General features: G+C 52.2%; 14 protein-coding genes. 8 read left to right on the top strand and 6 right to left on the bottom strand.

The window, feature by feature from the left end; genetic code table 11:
- Positions 1-15 precede the first annotated feature (15 nt).
- The 3 genes from VFO10_RS17225 to VFO10_RS17215 all read left to right on the top strand — a co-directional run bounded on the left by VFO10_RS17225 (position 16) and on the right by VFO10_RS17215 (position 2,816).
- Complete coding sequence (locus tag VFO10_RS17225) at positions 16-1,758, top strand: ABC1 kinase family protein (protein WP_325142397.1); 1,743 nt, start codon at positions 16-18, stop codon at positions 1,756-1,758.
- A 129-nt stretch (positions 1,759-1,887) separates the two neighbouring features.
- Positions 1,888-2,469, top strand: a complete 582-nt coding sequence (locus VFO10_RS17220; RefSeq protein WP_325142395.1) for an SH3 domain-containing protein — start codon at positions 1,888-1,890, stop codon at positions 2,467-2,469.
- Positions 2,470-2,582: 113 nt separating this feature from the next.
- Entirely contained in the window at positions 2,583-2,816 is a 234-nt protein-coding gene (locus VFO10_RS17215; protein ID WP_325142392.1) for a TIGR02450 family Trp-rich protein, read from the top strand.
- 1 nt (position 2,817) lies between these two features.
- Here VFO10_RS17215 and VFO10_RS17210 read toward each other — a convergent pair whose 3' ends face one another.
- The 3 genes from VFO10_RS17210 to VFO10_RS17200 form a co-directional block, all read right to left on the bottom strand.
- On the bottom strand, positions 2,818-4,860 hold the full coding sequence (locus VFO10_RS17210) for an adenylate/guanylate cyclase domain-containing protein (RefSeq protein ID WP_325142390.1): 2,043 nt from the start codon (positions 4,858-4,860) through the stop codon (positions 2,818-2,820).
- A gap of 147 nt (positions 4,861-5,007) precedes the next feature.
- Complete coding sequence (locus VFO10_RS31465; protein WP_414697038.1) at positions 5,008-5,652, bottom strand: methyl-accepting chemotaxis protein; 645 nt, start codon at positions 5,650-5,652, stop codon at positions 5,008-5,010.
- Between the two features lie 1,035 nt (positions 5,653-6,687).
- Positions 6,688-8,685, bottom strand: a complete 1,998-nt coding sequence (locus VFO10_RS17200; protein WP_325142386.1) for a SpoIIE family protein phosphatase — start codon at positions 8,683-8,685, stop codon at positions 6,688-6,690.
- Between the two features lie 148 nt (positions 8,686-8,833).
- Between VFO10_RS17200 and VFO10_RS17195 the strand changes: the two genes are divergently transcribed.
- Positions 8,834-9,118 carry a hypothetical protein gene (locus VFO10_RS17195; RefSeq protein ID WP_325142384.1) on the top strand — a complete coding sequence of 95 codons (285 nt, stop codon included), beginning with the start codon at positions 8,834-8,836 and terminating at the stop codon, positions 9,116-9,118.
- A 421-nt stretch (positions 9,119-9,539) separates the two neighbouring features.
- Here the strand turns inward: VFO10_RS17195 and VFO10_RS17190 are convergent, their stop codons facing one another.
- Positions 9,540-9,863, bottom strand: a complete 324-nt coding sequence (locus VFO10_RS17190) for a hypothetical protein (protein ID WP_325142382.1) — start codon at positions 9,861-9,863, stop codon at positions 9,540-9,542.
- Between the two features lie 273 nt (positions 9,864-10,136).
- Here VFO10_RS17190 and VFO10_RS17185 point away from each other — a divergent pair, with 273 nt between their 5' ends.
- Positions 10,137-10,793, top strand: coding sequence for a hypothetical protein (locus VFO10_RS17185; protein WP_325142380.1), 657 nt, complete (start codon positions 10,137-10,139; stop codon positions 10,791-10,793).
- 9 nt (positions 10,794-10,802) lie between these two features.
- Here VFO10_RS17185 and VFO10_RS17180 read toward each other — a convergent pair whose 3' ends face one another.
- Together VFO10_RS17180 and VFO10_RS17175 are read right to left on the bottom strand one after the other, a co-directional pair.
- Complete coding sequence (locus VFO10_RS17180; RefSeq protein WP_325142378.1) at positions 10,803-12,500, bottom strand: amidase; 1,698 nt, start codon at positions 12,498-12,500, stop codon at positions 10,803-10,805.
- 42 nt (positions 12,501-12,542) lie between these two features.
- Positions 12,543-13,091: a YaeQ family protein gene (locus VFO10_RS17175; protein ID WP_325142376.1), complete on the bottom strand. Its 549-nt coding sequence runs from the start codon at positions 13,089-13,091 to the stop codon at positions 12,543-12,545.
- Positions 13,092-13,180: 89 nt separating this feature from the next.
- Here VFO10_RS17175 and VFO10_RS17170 point away from each other — a divergent pair, with 89 nt between their 5' ends.
- From VFO10_RS17170 to VFO10_RS17160, 3 genes are all read left to right on the top strand, one after another.
- Complete coding sequence (locus VFO10_RS17170; protein WP_325142373.1) at positions 13,181-13,549, top strand: hypothetical protein; 369 nt, start codon at positions 13,181-13,183, stop codon at positions 13,547-13,549.
- 345 nt (positions 13,550-13,894) lie between these two features.
- Complete coding sequence (locus VFO10_RS17165; RefSeq protein WP_325142371.1) at positions 13,895-14,647, top strand: hypothetical protein; 753 nt, start codon at positions 13,895-13,897, stop codon at positions 14,645-14,647.
- An 802-nt stretch (positions 14,648-15,449) separates the two neighbouring features.
- Positions 15,450-16,476 (top strand): ISL3 family transposase (locus VFO10_RS17160; protein WP_325142369.1); only part of this gene is annotated, 1,027 nt, incomplete at its 3' end.

The raw sequence follows: 16,476 nt of genomic DNA, 5'->3' as shown, positions 1-16,476 counted from the left end.
CCTAGGGGGCGCGCCATGGCTGGTCCAACACATGATAAAGATTCCTTTGAATCAAGCAATTCCCTGCTTGGAGTCGCGGCTCGTGATATCAAGCGCCTCCAGGCTATCTTTCTTATCATAGCTCGTCATGGTTTCGGAGAACTCTTTCTCCGCTCCTCGATCGGCCGCATTTTTTTTAGTCAGGTGAAGGTCGAGGGCAGCAGCGAACGCTGGCGTGATCAGCCGGCGGCCACACGCTTTCGCCGCCTTCTGGAGGACCTCGGCCCCACCTACATCAAATTCGGACAGATCATGTCCATGCGCCCCGACATCATGCCGGCCAGTTATATTACTGCGCTGGAAGGTCTGCAGGATCAAACGCCGTCGGTTCCCTTCGAGGCCATACGTAACGTTGTCGAGCGGAGCCTGGGGCAATCGCTTGACGAACTCTATGCAGAATTCAGTCGCGAACCTCTGGCGACAGCCTCCATTGCCCAGACGCATCGCGCGGTCACCAAAGACGGTGAAGCCGTGATCGTCAAGGTGCAGCGCCCGGGAATCGAGGAAACCATGCGGGGTGACCTTGACCTTCTTTTCATGCTTACCAAGGCCCTTGAAGTCAGCATCGAGGAAATGCGTCTGCTCGCTCCTTCGGAAATTGTCACAGAGTTTGAAATCGCACTCCTGCGTGAACTTGATTTTCATGAAGAGCTCGGCAATCTGGAAACCGCCCGCAAGCTTTTGGATCCAGGGCGCCGTGTGGTGGTGCCTAAACCTTATCCCGAATTATCCAGCGGCCAGGTCCTGACCATGGAATTTTTTCCCGGTCGCTCTCTCAGGCGCGTGGTCCCCCAATCACCCGAAGCCAAGCATGCCGTCACGGAAATTCTTCATGCGGCTTGCAAGCAAGTTCTTTTGGATGGATTTTTTCATGGCGATCCACATGCCGGTAATATTCTGATCAACGATGACGGAACGCTGTGCATGATTGATCTGGGCCTTGTGGGACAGCTGCGGGATGATCAAAGGGCCGATCTTGTGACTCTGATCATCGCCGCCGTCTCGCGGGATGCCAGCACGATCGCGCGCGTCTTCTTGAGGATGGGAACGCCCTTGAAGCGCATCAATCTCAATGAATTCAAGGCCGAGATCAATCGCATCCTGAACCGCTACATCAACGTCACGCGCGTCGAAGATTTCAAGTCCCAGGAACTTGCCGATGAATTCGTGAGTGCCGCCCAGCGTTTTCAAATCAAACTCGCACCTGAATATTCTGTTCTGACCAAAGCCAGTCTGACGATTGAAGGCCTGATTCGCAATCTCTATCCCGACATCAATGCCATGGAAATCGCGCAGCCTTATATCCAGCGCCTCATGGCCGAGCGTTTTTCACCCGGTTCGATGCTGAAGGATTCCCTTTCCACTGTCACGGGTCTTTCGAGCATGCTCAAGCAGCTGCCGATGCAGCTTGATCAGATCCTGCACGATGCCGAGTCCGGGAATCTTCAGGTGCGGGCTTTGAATCCCCAGCTCGAAAACCTGCCTCAGGTTCTGCACCACTTTGCAAGCCGCATGGCCCTTTCCGCCTTTGCTCTCGCGATGACCCTGGCCGCAGTGGTGATGATTGCCGTTCGAACTTCCGAGCGGAGCCTTGATCTATTGATCGGCGCCAGCGTGGTGATGGCTTTCTTTGCCTGGTCCACGCTTTTCGGCTGGCACTTCGTTCGCATCGGTCAGCCGTATCGGGCTCGTTCCCTGCTGCAGTTTTTCAGGCGTTGACCTCACGTCGGGTGGCCAGAATCTTGCTGGATGGGAAGTCCAGACGGTGCAGGCCCCCGAAACTCAAGCGGGTTCCTGTGCCCAGACACCCTTCAGGTGTCCATATGTTTGACAGTGGAGGTCCTTTTGATGAAGTCCCCGATGCTGCTGAGTTTGATCCTGAGTCTGTCTTTTGCCTGTTCATCCACTCCTGATGAAAACGCTTCGGAAAACGTGAGCCCTGAGGCTGAAGTTCCTGCCTCCGTTGCAGCCAAACCTGAAACGGATGTGAAGGAAAAAGCCGCGGACAGCAATGATGTCGCTGCCGCTGTCGAAGCCAAACTCGATGCCAAGGCCGAGGTGGCTCCGGCTGCCGTCCCTGCGCCTGCTGCAGAAGCGTCCCAGCCCGCGGCCGCGGTCGTCACAAGTTCTGAAAAACTTGTGTATCCCACCGCCTCGCTGGTAAACGTGCGCCAGGGTCCTGGCAAAAGCCATGCAGTGGCTCGCGTTGCGAAATTCGGTGAAGCCATTTCCTTGACCGGTGAAGTGAAAAATACCTGGTTGAAAACCACCGATGGTCTTTGGGTTTCAAGTCTTTTCACTGCGGAAAGCAAGCCAGCCCAGGCCAATGATCCTGTGGCTCAGGCAGCGCAGGCTCCTGAAGCCGTGGAAGCGACCACACCGGCCGCCGCCCCAGCTGCAGAAGACACGGCCGCTCCTGCTCAGAACTGATGGCTCCCATGCTTCCGAGCCCCACAGCCGTGGGGCTTCACCTTCCCCAAAATTTCATGAATTTTTCATTCAGACTCAGCTAACCTGAAGCCGTAACTTTTTGCGGAGCAGGCATGCAAACGACGCACAGGCATTTTTCGAAGAAGCTCTTTCTGATCAATGCCAACTGGACTTCTCTGCAGCAGCTTGAAGGCTGGAAGCACTATCGCATCGCCTCCCGCCGTAAATCCGAAGCGGGCACGTGGGAACTGGAGATGATGGCTGTCTGTGATCGGCAGGTGCGGGTTTGGGTCAGCCGGGCCTCGCTCCGTGATCCCGAGCTTTGGAAACCGGGCTGGCATGATTGATTCAGCTGGCCGCACATTTGCGGTCAGACGCCCCCGGGGTATTGGTGAAAAGGTCCAGTTCTTCGCTGACCCCACGGAGACGGAAGGGACCAAGGGCAGTATAGCGATCCGCGGGAAGATGTCGCGCGATGGACTCGCTGAAGTAAATCGTGTTCGGCATGGCCGCTGTTTCAATGCGGGCAGCAATGTTCACATGAAGGCCGATCGCGGTATAGTCGCTTCGCTTCTGACTGCCGAAGGATCCCACGATTGCCTGACCCTGATGCACGCCGATCCTTATGGCAAACTCCGCGCCTTCCTCCAGCCGCCACTGCTCATTTAATGTATTCATGCGTTTAAGTATCCGCTCCGCGCATTCAAAGGCCTTTTGAGCCTGAATCGGGGCCTCGGCATGAATCGGTGCTCCGAACAGGACCATGATCGCATCACCGATGAATTTGTCGATGGTGCCACCGGCATCAAAAATCTCTTCCGTCATCTCCTTAAAGAACTGATTCAAGACCCGGGCGATTTTATCCGCACCCAGCCGCTCCGAGGACGAGGTGAAGTCCACGAGATCACAAAAAAGTATAGTCACCGTGGCTTCCTGCGCCGCTTCATCGAGGGGTGATTGCCCGGACAGTATGCTGTCGATGATCTGTGGGGGAAGGAAGCGCTGCAGCACATTCTCCTGGATATGTTTCTGCATGCTTCGAATGCGATCACGCTGAACCTTGAGCCAGATCATGAAAACGATCAGAACCAGGATCAAAGCCCCCAGAAAGAGCGTGGCTATGGTCTTATAGTAGGATATTTTCTTCTGCCGCTCGTTTTCCTTCTGCAAAAGCGTGGCGCGCTCTTCTTCCACAGACAATCCCAGGTCCACCTTCAATTTGGAATATTCCTGGGCAGCCTTGTTCTTCAGTGTTGCGATCTGCGCTTCAGAAAGCTCCTTGCGCAGGGCATAGGCATCCTGAAAACGGCCGAGTTTAACCAGCACATCCTCCATCTCCGTTTGAATGGAGCGCTTCGTAGCCTTCTGCGCCTCAGGCAGAATGGATTCGGCTTTTTTGAGGATCTCCAGGGCTTCCTCGTGGCGACCCTGCTCCTTTTTAATCGCAGCCAGAGTCTCCAGGCTTTCCGCCCACCATGTGAAATCCTTATCCTTGAATGCATCAATGGCTTTCATCATAAGTTTTTCAGCGGCTGTGAAATTTTTCAGCTGATATTCGACCTTGGCCACGCCGGCCAGCGCATAGACATAGGTCATCTCATCCCGGAGCGAAAGCGCAAGATTCGCGGCCGCTTGGTAATGAAAGCGGGCCTTGTTCAAATCGCGCGACTTCGGAAGGGAGACGAAACTTTCCGCAAGATTATAGTGCATGATGACCTGATAGCTGCGGAGTCCTGCCTGGATAAAATACTGAAGGGCGCTCTCGTAAATTTCGACGCCCACGTTGTGGGTGCCGGTGGACTCAAGCCCCATCGTGACTTCAACCTTGAGGCGTTCTCTTTCGATCTGCCCCAGACTCCGGTCGCTTTCCAGTATGGACTGGGCATTTTGCAGAAGGGCTAGGGCCTTGCCTTGTTCATTATTGGAAAGATAAAAATTGGAAAGCAGAACCAGAATGCGAATGTGAAGGCTGCTCTTCTCATGCTTCTCGGCACGCGCCACAGCCTCTTCCAGCCAAACAACACCCTCATGATGCTGACCGGCCTTGATGCGGATGCGAGCCTTGCACGAGGTCAGAAGTATGGCTTCATCCCAGGCACTCATGGCTTTGGCATTCTGAAGGGCGGCATCGATGATATTTTCAGCCGGGAGAGGAGCCCCACTCTGGGCGCGAACGAGGCAATCCATGCTCAGGACACGCAGATAAATAGCAGGCGCGGCTTCAGGATCAATTGTTGTTCGATGCTGGTCAATAAGTTCCTGGACAGAAAGAGGATCATCTGCAATTTTCAGGTCCCAGGTTTCCAGCGAAAGATCCAGGGGATTCGCATAGGCTTTGGCCATGAAGCTCCATACGATCAGTCCCAGTATTCGCATCCACACCGCAGTCATAACAGCTTCCTTGCCCTAAAGCAGCCAAGAGGATGAGCTATATATCGGTACGGCCAGGGCTTTCTTGAAAAAAACTGAGAAAAGTACCCAATCCGGCTCTGCCGTTTTGCGAATTGACCTGAAAAACCTAATCATATTGATTATATATCAGGCTGCCAGCAGTTGATTCATGGTCTCCGTCAGCTCTCGAATACTTTCACTCTCGGCTTTGAGTTGCGAGGTGATATCGGCAATCTGTTTGGATGCGGACGCGTTCACCTGCGCGGTATGATCAATGGCCTCCATGGCTTTCGAGATCTCGGCCATGCCCAGATTCTGTTCCTGTGAGGCATTGGCAATTTCCTGAGCCATGACGTTAATCGAACTGATCTTCGCAACAATATCATCCAGGATGCCGGCGCATTCCCGGGAAGCTGTGACCCCGTGCTCGACATGAATGCCTCCTTGCCGGATCAGGGCATCCACTTTTTCCGCAGTGCTCGCGACGATGTGCTCCACAGTCTGCGTGCTCTGATCCAGGATCCTGCTGATATCCTTCGCGGCGCTGCCACTCACCTGAGCCAGGTTCCCAACCTCTTCCGCGACGACCGCAAAGCCTTTGCCCTGCTCACCGGCACGGGCTGCCTCAACCGCAGCGTTGAAAGAAAGAAGCTTGGTCTGAAAGGCAATTTCATTGATTACCCGCGTCTTGCTGGCAATTTCACGGATCAGGCTCACAATTTCTGTAAGCCGCGTCTGATCATCTCGGACTTGGGCCATGATGTCCTGATTCGATTGATTGATCTCGCTCATTAAAAAACCAAGGTTTTCAGTGGAATTCTTTCCACGCAGAGCGGATTCCCGACCTTCGGCCGTGGACGCCGCGGTCCTGGATGCGCTGACGCTATTGCGGCTGATGGTGGTGGAGGTTTGCGTGACAGCCGCCACGGTTTGCGTCAGGGATGAGGCTTCCGTACTCGCATTGCGTGACAGCTCGTTCGCCATGCCTTCCAGATTCTTCATCATATCATGAACTTTTTGAGCAATGGATGTGAGCTGCCCGTTGGCTCCATACAGCGTGGCCTTAAGGGAACGATTCGAGACCAGAGACAGGATGAAGAGGGCGAGCACCAGAATAATGACGAATATCTGTAAACATACCGCGCGGGTTTTCAAGGATTCCACGCGCTCAAGGGTCCTCTTGTTCAAGGCCGATTCAAATATCTGGATGGGCTCCATGATGATCCTCACCTGCTCATGATACCCTTCATCGTGCATCAGCCGACGCGCCAGCTCCATGTCCGGTGCGCGCTTGATTGTAAAGGAGCCGTTGGCGTCGGCGAACAGACCTTTGACGGCATGCATGGCTGTGTCTTCTGTTTTGATCAGAGCATTCGAACGACTTTCGGCCTCCGTGAGCTGGCCTAGTTCGTATTCCGTAAAGCCAGCTTCCTGCATCAGGTTTTTCAGTGCAATAGTACGCCCGTCAGCGCGCTGAGCTTTTCCGCTGCGTATGTTCACGATCTCCCAGTATTTCTCTTCGTAACGCGGGTCACCTGTCACGACGTATGTTCGGGCGTTCATCGTCAGATCTCGGGAACCCTGTTTCAGCTCCTGAGCCAGCTGAATGGAATAAAAGCGACTGAATTCAGCCTTTTCAAGCTGATAATGGGAGAAACTCGTCAAGAGAACGGCCGCGAGTACGCCCAGCGTTAAACCAAAGGCCATTCGATTCGCATTTTTATAATTTATTAATGGCAGCATATATCTCCGCTCCTTTGCAGGTAAAGGTATATCGGAGGCTCAGGTTCGATGCTGAGGGACTTGGACCTGCATCTAACCGCAATTTCAGCCGGCTCGCCGCGAGGGAATGTCGGCGAGGCACAGCATGAAGAAGGTCGTGTCGTCCTCGACGGGCTGATCATTCCAGTGGCTGTTCATCAAGCGGATCAGAGAATCATACCCGTCCTCAAGGGAACCCTGGGTCTGCAGGGCTTTGTGAATCGCCCTTAGGCGAAGAGGCTTGCCGCCAGGCGAAGTGTTTTCGGTCAGGCCATCAGTATAAAGGAAGATGGATTCACCCGGCTGCATGGCGATGCTTTCCACCCTGAAGCTGGGTTCGCGGAACATTCCAATCAGGCTGCCAGGCTGAACAAAGGACTGCACGCGCTGACCGGAAATTTTAAGAAGAGGTGTGTGCCCCGCGTTCGCATAGGTGAGCGCACCCGTCTCCCAGTTCAGCGAAATCAGAGCAAGGCTCATGAAGCAATCGGCTTCGTGACACCGATCAAAGAGCGCGTCGTTGATGGATCTTACGATGTGAAGCATGCGTTCCTTTTCATCCATGGCCTGACGCAAACTGTTATGGATCGCTCCCCGCGTGGCACCCGAAGCGATAACCGACATCAGAGCGGGAGAGAGACCGTGGCCCATCACATCACCCAGGTATATGTAGATCTTTTTCTCGGAAGCGCAGTTCACCATACCAACCCAGTCGCCGCCGATATGTTCGGCAGGCCTTGTGTAATACGCGTAGTTCAAAAATTCAGGCAGGCTGCTTTCCATTTCCCGACGCCGCATGAATTGAGCGGAGCGCACGACCTTTTCAATCTGCTTCTGCTCCGTCAAAACCCGGGTCAGGCGCGTCTGTACATGGGACATGCGACTGCCGACGGCCAGGGAGAGAAGGACGATTTCAAAGGATCCACCATAGAGCTGGACCCAGTTGCTGACCTCAAAGGCCGGCAGGAGACCGATCAGGCTGAAGATGTTCGCGGAGGCTCCTGTTAAGTAGAAAAACCAGGCCAGTGTGAAGAAATAGGCCGGTTTATAGCGTTTCCAGCAAAGATAGACCCCGGAGCTGATGAGCAGAGTCACTGCGGTCACCGAGTTGAAAAGACAAAGGACTGCAGCCGTCTGGGATGAGATGAAGAGGTTTATGATAATGTTCACGCAGCTGACGAAACCGCACAGAATCATGGCGCGAGTCATCTGCGGCAGGTTGTTCTTAAGCGAAAGGAAAAGATTCGAGAAGATGAGCGCTGTGAGGATGACAGCATCCACGGATAGGATCATGACCCGGTTATCAAGAGTTTCCCAACCAAAGAACGCGTGATTCACATACTGCATGATGCCCATGGCCGTCGTCTGGTACATGACGTTGCTCAGCACATACGCGACATAGATTAGGTACATCCGGTCACGGACGCTGACGAACAGGAAAAAGTTATAGAGTGCGATCACGAGGTGAAAACCGAGCAGAAGGCTGATCGTCATCAATTCCAGAGTATTTTTGCGATAAAAGGCCTGTTCGTCCCAGACCTTCAATCCCAGCTGGATCACATTCTGAGCCTCCAGACGCATCAAATAGGTATGCGTTCCCGGCGGAACCTCAACGCGGAATGCCGGCTGCCGGCTCATGATGGAGCGGGTGGAAAAGGGGATGGCTTCGCCCTGGGCTTCCACAAGGCGGAAACCCTCGCTCGTTTTTTGAAAGAGCTCCAGTCGATCGGTTATCGTCGTGTTGTTTTCTATCAGAACAAGTCGATCGGAGGAAAAGGGGTTGGTCAGTTGAAACGTGACCCACTTGATGGAAAAATCCAGGCCGAAGTTTACGGATTCGCCCTTTTCAATGTCGTAAGTTTTCTTCAGAAACTGATCATGGACCCTGGCCGCATCCCAGTCCGCGGGAATATCCCGCAGGATTCCCAAAAAATGCGTCAGCGACTCACCCCGAGGTTCTTCCCTCAAAGTCAGTGGGGACGGATCGTGATCCACTCGGGCTGAACCAGCCGCTGCAAAACTGCAGCACAGCAGCCAGAGGGTAATGATACGAAGAAGGTTCATGGATGATGTTTAAACTCCATACCGTTCCCCAGAATCGGCTTTTTTTTGGAAAAACTAAGAGCGTGTTTATGCATGATTTTATGCAGTGCGATATCTTCGTCTTGCAGCTGTCCTGCCCGCATTAATCCCAAGCACAGGGCGTCTGGTGATGGAATTTCTCAATAAAAACAAAAAATACGGTTACTTACTAGCCATCCTGCCCTTTCTCACGGGGGTAACCGTCACTGTTCTCAAGCTCTACCTGGAGCTGCCTGGCACCGGGGCCTTTGGCGCCCCCGAGATCCTTGAAGCCAGTGTCCTGGGCAAGTATCGAACTCCGGCCATTCTGCATGAACCCGAAAAATGTCATTTCAAAATTCTGGTCGCCGGCAAGGTCCAACTGGAATCATTGGACTGCCGAGATGCAGCCGCGGATCAAAAAGTGGTGGCTTGAGAGCGTGCAGCACCCAATCACGTGAAACGTCATCGCTGGTTAAAAACTCGGGAATTGATCGGCAAGGGATAGGGGGTACAGCGCCCAAACGTGCTGCAGATCGCGCTTTGATGGGAATTTTCAAGGCAAAGGGCGGAGCGGCATTCAGGCACTTGATGTGTTCTGCGGAGTAAACGCAATTTTTCGCTGCATTAAAGAGTCCACGGAACACATCGCAGCGTTCAATATCCAAACCCTATCCGCGGCACCACGCTCTGGATAAACAGAATTGGGTTATGGGTGACACTCACGTTTCTGTCCCAGAACTTTTGGACACCTGGACGCTGGATGGAGTTAGCGCATCTGAATCATCTTGTTATCAGGTCTGCGGACCTGGTTATTTTATTAAAAGCAGTTGCCAGATCCGACTGTCGGATCTCCTTCACCGACGCTTCACGAGTTCATCATAGCAGGAGCGAACGGTGGCCTGGACGTACTTTTGATAAAAGTCGTCACGCGGTCGGTTTCGCCGCGAGTCGGCTGACTCGGCCTGCGCACCGATAGGAAGAAGGGCTGCATATTTCAGGCTCTCTGCTGGGGCGACAGGCTGAGTCGGCTTCTTCACAGTCGACACTGGTTTCGAAGGCTCAGCTGTCAACTCCGGGACATTCAAGGACACAGCTTTTTGCGCGACGCTTCTGGGCTTGGATAGAAAGAAAAGCGTGCCCGTCATACCGAAACTTGCGATGATTATATATTTCAGCACGATAATGCCTCGAAATTCTGCTCCTTATCGACATTTTAACCTTCAAACTTGAAAGCTTCCGCTATCCTGGGAGGACGACTTGAAATTGTTCTGCTGTTTAAACGGTTGGGATAAACCACCGTCAAGTGAAACCGTGAAATTACCGATAAGTCCCAAAATTCCGCGGGTAAGGTCATGAACGCTTCGTTTTTTATAATGTCCATGACGGTGCTGCTTCTAGAGGCTTGCACGAACACGCATCCTTATTCAGAATTGTCCAGCACACGATGCTCCGTGGATGTGCCTCTGGACGGAAAAAGATTTGTGGCCAGATGGGGCGTTGCTGAAAGACGCTGCTGGAATGATAAGCGACCCAGGAATGGTGAGATCAGTGTTGGCTGTTCGGCTGCCTTGATACAAAAAGAACCCTGGGGGATTGAACTGAATGAGCAGGTCGTCGCGGGCAACTGCACCGTAATGCTGCAGAATTCGCACGTGTCCTATTCCTATAATGGGACGGAGAAAATCGTGGTGGCCTATCAGGGCGTTCATTATGAGGGGGCTTGTGAGACGAACCAATACTCCACTCAGGGCGGAACCTGTTCCTATGTTGGGTCGATGCCCATTGGCCTCCAACCCGCTTATGAGAATTTTTCCGACGGCCGATGTGATTCAGCTGAAAAATCCAAAACTTCTTTCAGTCCTGAGCCTCTTCCTCTGTATTCGAAAACCTATCTTTTTATTGAGAACAAGCGAGCGAATCAGGATAAAGCTCGCCGTGAATGCGAACAGGCGGGGAATTTGTGGTCTGATGTAAGCCAATTTCGGCCAGTCAGGGATCCTGAATACTGTTACCAGAAATATGAGGACGGGTTTGTCGTGACGGTGTCCTACGACAAAGATCACCGCCAGTCATTCGTCTGTGAGAATCCGATCAACTTCTTTTATTAACGCAATCCCTCACTGACTCCAAAATTTCTCAGGCCGCTGCCGCTCGACGAGCCAATCACCGACTCTGGCGACACGCAGCAGATCCGCCTCCGCCCACCATTGCGCAGCAAATTGAATTCCTACTGGCAAACCTTGAGCCGTATATCCGGCTGGAAAACTAATGGCCGGATGTCCTGTCAGGTTAAAAAGTTGAGCAAAACGCATCAGCCGACTCATCAGGACGGTATCCAGCGTATCCCGATGCGAAGCATTGCCCGGAATCAATGCGGCAGTCGTGGCACAGGCAGGTGAAACGATCAAATCCACCTTCTTAAAAATCTCATCCAGTTGATTCATGAATTTCTGCCTGACCTTTTGGGCCTGAAGGTAATCATTCGCAGTTAATTCCGATGCCAGGGCCAAGGCAAAGCGTGTGGTGGGAGCAAGGTCCGCACGATGCTGGGGAAGATGGCCTTTCATAAAGTTAAACATTTCCGAGACAATGGTTATAAAGTGAGCGACGCGTGCTTCCTCCAATTCCGGGATTTCAATTTCAACGACCTTCAATCCACGCTTTTGCAGATTGAGAAGGAACTCATTGCAGATGGCCACAATATCGGGATCAGCATGTTCAAACCATGGGGAATAAATTCCAGCGGTAAGATCGGAAAGATCTTCAACCCGATCCAAATCACGGAGAGACGCGGGGGGTTGCGCATAGGTTTTTCCATCCAGGGGATCCGGTCCCGCCATAACCTGATAGGCCAGAGCACAGTCGGCAGCATAGCGCGCGATCGGCCCTGCCTGGCAGACGGAAACACTGCTGGGAAACAGGCCATACGAAGAAAGCCGGGAAAAACTCGGCTTGAGCCCGACGACTCCACAGAGAGAGGACGGAATGCGAATACTGCCTCCCCCATCGGTTCCAATCGCCACGGGCACCAGTCCTGCTGCAACGGCAGCGGCTGAACCACTGCTCGAACCGCCGGTGATGCGTTTCCTATCGTAAGGATTGCGTGCCGCACCGTAATGAATGTTGGCACCTGTCACACCAATTCCAATTTCGTGCATATTGGTCACGCCCACGATCAAGGCTCCAGCCTTGCGAAGGCGGGAGACAACGGTCGCTTCCGGATGATTCGCAGGAACCTTCAAAAACGACGTTCCCGCCTGCGATGGCACATTATGAACAAAAATTTCCGACTTGACGGCAATCGGAACGCCATCGAGTGGGGATAAAGGCTGCCCCTGCTCATAGCGTTTGCTGCTGGCCATGGCCTCGCGCATCAAACCTTCTTCGTCCACAGCAATAACAGCTTGCAGTGACTCGGGTTCCTCGTTGCTCTCTCGAATATGCTTCAGCACAGATTGAGCCACTTCACTCGGGGATGTGATGCGGGCCTGATACTTTCGAATATAGCCCCCCACATCAGACTGTTCTCCCTCCAAAAAATCGGCACTCGTCTTCAAAGGATTTCGTTGAGCCTTCTGCCTTTCAATTTCTACCAGGTGAGGCGAAGGGATGGGTAAAAGACTGGGAGGCTCACTGTAATTTTGGTTATGCAGCACATTCATATTATTCAATCGAAGCAGGGACTGCCGTGCAAGGCGGCTACTCTCAAGCAAGGTGATGCAGGCTGTCAATGCCGTTCCCGTAAGTGCAGGAGACGGCACTTCCTTGATCCTATATTGAGTGGAAGTCGCGTGGTGGTCCTTGGGTTTCAGCATGGCTTCGGTCCTTATAAAAAAAGAGCAGCAGGATGCGCCGTTTTAGAGTCGAAAATCTTTCAGAACTTTCAACTCAACCGTAAGACTGTCCTTGTCATTGGTGAGCATGATCTGCTGCTCGTCTATCATACATGTCAGCTTCATCGAACGATCCACAAGTCGATCGATCGCGGCTTCATCCGTACAGGTGAGGTGAATCACACGCAGATGCTTGAAACGATCCACGGAATCCTTGATGCCTTCAAACCAGTTCTGAGCCGACCCTCTTTGATAGGTATAAATCGAGACCAGAGCTGATTTGCCACAGGACTGCCTGATGCGCTTGTCGAGGGGCTGGCCCAGCTCGATCCAATGCTCGATATCACCCGTCAAGCTCTTCTGCCACATATCCGGCTCGTCCATTTCGCTGAGGCCTTTTGTGAACTGTAGATTTTCATGGGCATTCAGAGCAAAGACGGCCAGTCTCAGGATCATGCGTTGATTGGTTTCAGAAGGGTGCCGGGCAATCGTGAGAGCATGGTCGTCATAGTAGGCCCGATTGCTGTCGGCAATATTGAGATCCGCCTTGAAAATAGTCGATTTTACCGCCATCCGCTTTCCAATCCTGTTATGATTCACAGGAACGAACTTAACTGTTACCAATGAAAATTTCAAACCAGGACGCTTGGGAGAATTTTAGTATGGAAGAATCGGAATTTCTGCCGGAGCGCATCGTGCAGCTTTCGCTGTCTGAGGATGAATTGGTTCTTCCATGGGACGCGGCCGTTGAGGCTATCGATATTTTAGAGAAGGAAGGCTTTCTGATCCTCTGTTGGGAAGGCTGGCTGCGCTATGCAGATGGAGCGGTAGGGCATTCTTTAAGCCACCAGGGCTCGCGAGAGATTCGGCGGCATCCCGAGGAACCCTGGGCCGATTTTTCCAAGCGAGCGAAACAGTCGTTTACCAAATCAGCTTCAGAAAGCTTGCAAAAGTTTACGGCAAAGCCTGAGAACCCAGGCGCTCAGCTTTACTTTTGTTTGGTCTTCTCCAGGGAAGCTCCAAATGCCTGACTGAGGATGGCGAGAAACTTAAAAAGCAGCAGCCATGATCAGCACGCCATGACCTTACAAAGCATGTTTTAAGGAGCAAGCCTTGGGGTCATGGTCTTACAACGCATCCAGATCAACTTTTGACTGAACTTCCACGAACCCTGGGCATACTCAGCCAAAGACATTATCCGCTCTATCGCCCGTCCTCTCTCATGCATGATTCCTGGTTCATTTACGTCTTCAGTCTGCGGGCTGCCATGCCTTGAAAAAAAGCCGCTCAAAGCCTGTCACATGGTTATGACGGCGGAACGGTGTTTGGACGCATACAGACGCGCTCGCAACGGGCAACAGAGGAGGTAAGGGACCATGACTCAGGATCTTGTCACAGAGCTTCAGAAACAAAATCGTCGTTTGAAACAGCTGCTATTCGTAGGGACTTTAACCGGGGCATCACTCGTTCTCCTGGCGGCCAAGTCCAACCTGACCCATCAGAAATTCACTGAAATCGACGTGGAGCGCATCAATATCGTGATGCCCGACGGCAGGAAAGAATTGGTCATTGCCAATCGCCTGCGTGTGCCGGATCCCGTGATTGGCGGCAAGGAGTTGAAGGGTTCGCGCACTCCCCGTCCAGGTCTTATCTTCTACAATGAAATCGGTGATGAAAACGGTGGCCTGATCTTCGACGGCAAGCTGGACAAGTCAGGACATCCCAATTCCGGAATGCATTTTTCCATGGACCGCTTCGGAGGTGATCAGCAGCTCTCTTTAGGCCACTACGAATCGGGCGGTGGCATGGAAACCGGATTGAAGGTCTATGATCGGGGTCTGTCGAAAGATTATGAGCCCCTGTGGGAAGCCTACGAGAAATCCCCTGAAGGCCCGGAAAAGGAGGCCTTGCTGAAGAAGTTTGAGGAAGCTGGCGGACGGGAGACGACGCGACTCTTCGTCGGCCGGACGCGGGGTAAAAGTCCTGCAGTCGTCCTTGCCGATGCCCAAGGCAAGCCGCGCATTTTGATGATGGTGCATCAGGACGGTAGCCCAGTCCTTAAGTTTATCGATGATAAAGGCAAGGTGATACAGAGTTTGCCCGAGAGCACTGAGGGCCCGGGCAAGTGAACAGGAGCTGGGTTCAGTTTGCCCGGCGCCAGGACCGGGATTGACCAGCAAGGTGGAGGCCCTCCATCCGATGGGTGCAAGCCATGCAAAATCGCCAAAAAATTGCGGCCTTCGAGAAAAAACGTTGGAGATGGGAATGGAAACACTTTTGGATTTCTACTCACGAGTTTTGAAAGTTTCTTTGGATTAGAGGAGCGCCATTCCAACGAAACCATCCATGAAGCCAGTCACCAAATGGACAGACAATTCATGAATTTGCCAATCAAACAACACTACATTCCCGTTTGGTTACAGAATAATTTCATTGAAAACTACAAACCCAATGGTCAGATTTGGGTCCATGATTTAAAGACCGGCAAATCTTTCAAACAGGCTCCCCGACGTTAGACCAACCCCATGAAGATCCAAAGGAATTATATGCCATCGATAAACTCGGAAACGACACCATCGACGGCATGGGGGCGACCATTGTTCATGATATTCGCAAAAGCAATAAACTACCGGAAAGCAACGATGATCTTGCACGGTTGATCATGGTAGTCGCATGGCAAGCAGCCCGTGTACCAGCAACCATGGATACCATTATCAATTCAGTTAGATCTGTCGAGCAGGATTTTATCGAAGGGCTTCGCACAGGGACCAAACTTTGGAGGGACAAACTCTGAGATATGATTTGAAAAAACCGTTCGCTGTATTGGGTCTTCTCGATTCGTGGTGGGTCATTTCCAAAAATAAAATAGGGACATAGGCAAACCTGCCGTAGATTTTGGTTCGCCAGAATCAAAAAGCCAGGAGGGCGCCTATGTCTAAGGAAAGACTAGCACGGCTCGTTCTTCTTCCTGAACTGGAACTTGTGAAATCAGTAAAACTCAGCAATCGAATTCTGGGGCTTTTATGTAAGAAAAATTCGACTCACGAAGTCTGTCCCAAGTGTGCCTGCCCCTCGGAATCTGTCTACGATCATCGTCCTGTTCGCATCAAGGATGAACCCCTTCGCAACAAGCTGGTTGTTCTGCTCATCAACAAACGGCGGTTCTATTGCAGCCATTGCAAAAAGCCATTCACCGAGCCCATATCAGGAATCGGCAAAGGCCGACGCACAACCGAGCGTCTTCGGTCGGCCATATGCTGGGCTGCGGAAAACTTTCATGATCTTTCCAGAGTTCAAAGACATTATGATTGTTCCGCTGATACAGTTTATCGGGCCACATATGATAGTCTTGAGCTTCGTCGCAGAAAGCGGCTGTACCCGCTTCCGCCAGTCATCGGGATTGATGAGCATTCGCTTCGAAAACCCAAAGGCAGGTCCACTGTATACTCGACCATCATAGTCGATCATACGCATAGGCGTGTTTATGATTTGCTGGAAGGTCGCGCCCGGGCTGAAATTGAAGAGCCTTTAAAGCGGCTGTCCGGACGCTTCAATGTTCGCGTTGTCACCATGGATCTTTCACCGGTTTATCGCACACTGACCAAGGAATATTTTCCAAACGCCAGTATTGTGGCTGACAGATTTCATGTTCAAAGACTCTTCACAAAACTTGTGAATCGCTTTCGCAAGCGAATCACCGGTGACAAGCCCAGTCATCCCATGCGTAAGCTTCTTCTGCGCAATGCTGAGGACCTTGAAAGTCATGAAAGGCGGATTGTGATTCACTGGCTGAACTTCCATCCTGAACTTCGTGAAATATATGAATACAAGGAAGCCATTCGACGCTTCTACAAAATCAGAGGCTATCACAGAGCACGATCTGCGCTGGGAAGACTGCTGCTCAGAATGGGGCGATCCTCAATTTCAGAAGCGAAAAAGCTGCGAACCACACTGATGA

Origin of the sequence: Oligoflexus sp., assembly GCF_035712445.1 — a bacterium.
Classification (GTDB): domain Bacteria; phylum Bdellovibrionota_B; class Oligoflexia; order Oligoflexales; family Oligoflexaceae; genus Oligoflexus.
The sequence above is the reverse complement of the archived record's forward strand: the minus strand, read 5'-3'. Positions and strand labels throughout refer to the sequence as shown.

What these genes read in the sequence shown, in the direction of transcription:
- VFO10_RS17225 (WP_325142397.1), top strand. Translation starts at nt 16, where the DNA reads ATGGCTGGTCCAACACATGATAAAGATTCCTTTGAATCAAGCAATTCC.
- VFO10_RS17220 (WP_325142395.1), top strand. Translation starts at nt 1,888, where the DNA reads ATGAAGTCCCCGATGCTGCTGAGTTTGATCCTGAGTCTGTCTTTTGCC.
- VFO10_RS17215 (WP_325142392.1), top strand. Translation starts at nt 2,583, where the DNA reads ATGCAAACGACGCACAGGCATTTTTCGAAGAAGCTCTTTCTGATCAAT.
- VFO10_RS17210 (WP_325142390.1), bottom strand. Translation starts at nt 4,860, where the DNA reads ATGACTGCGGTGTGGATGCGAATACTGGGACTGATCGTATGGAGCTTC.
- VFO10_RS31465 (WP_414697038.1), bottom strand. Translation starts at nt 5,652, where the DNA reads ATGAGCGAGATCAATCAATCGAATCAGGACATCATGGCCCAAGTCCGA.
- VFO10_RS17200 (WP_325142386.1), bottom strand. Translation starts at nt 8,685, where the DNA reads ATGAACCTTCTTCGTATCATTACCCTCTGGCTGCTGTGCTGCAGTTTT.
- VFO10_RS17195 (WP_325142384.1), top strand. Translation starts at nt 8,834, where the DNA reads ATGGAATTTCTCAATAAAAACAAAAAATACGGTTACTTACTAGCCATC.
- VFO10_RS17180 (WP_325142378.1), bottom strand. Translation starts at nt 12,500, where the DNA reads ATGCTGAAACCCAAGGACCACCACGCGACTTCCACTCAATATAGGATC.
- VFO10_RS17175 (WP_325142376.1), bottom strand. Translation starts at nt 13,091, where the DNA reads ATGGCGGTAAAATCGACTATTTTCAAGGCGGATCTCAATATTGCCGAC.
- VFO10_RS17170 (WP_325142373.1), top strand. Translation starts at nt 13,181, where the DNA reads ATGGAAGAATCGGAATTTCTGCCGGAGCGCATCGTGCAGCTTTCGCTG.
- VFO10_RS17165 (WP_325142371.1), top strand. Translation starts at nt 13,895, where the DNA reads ATGACTCAGGATCTTGTCACAGAGCTTCAGAAACAAAATCGTCGTTTG.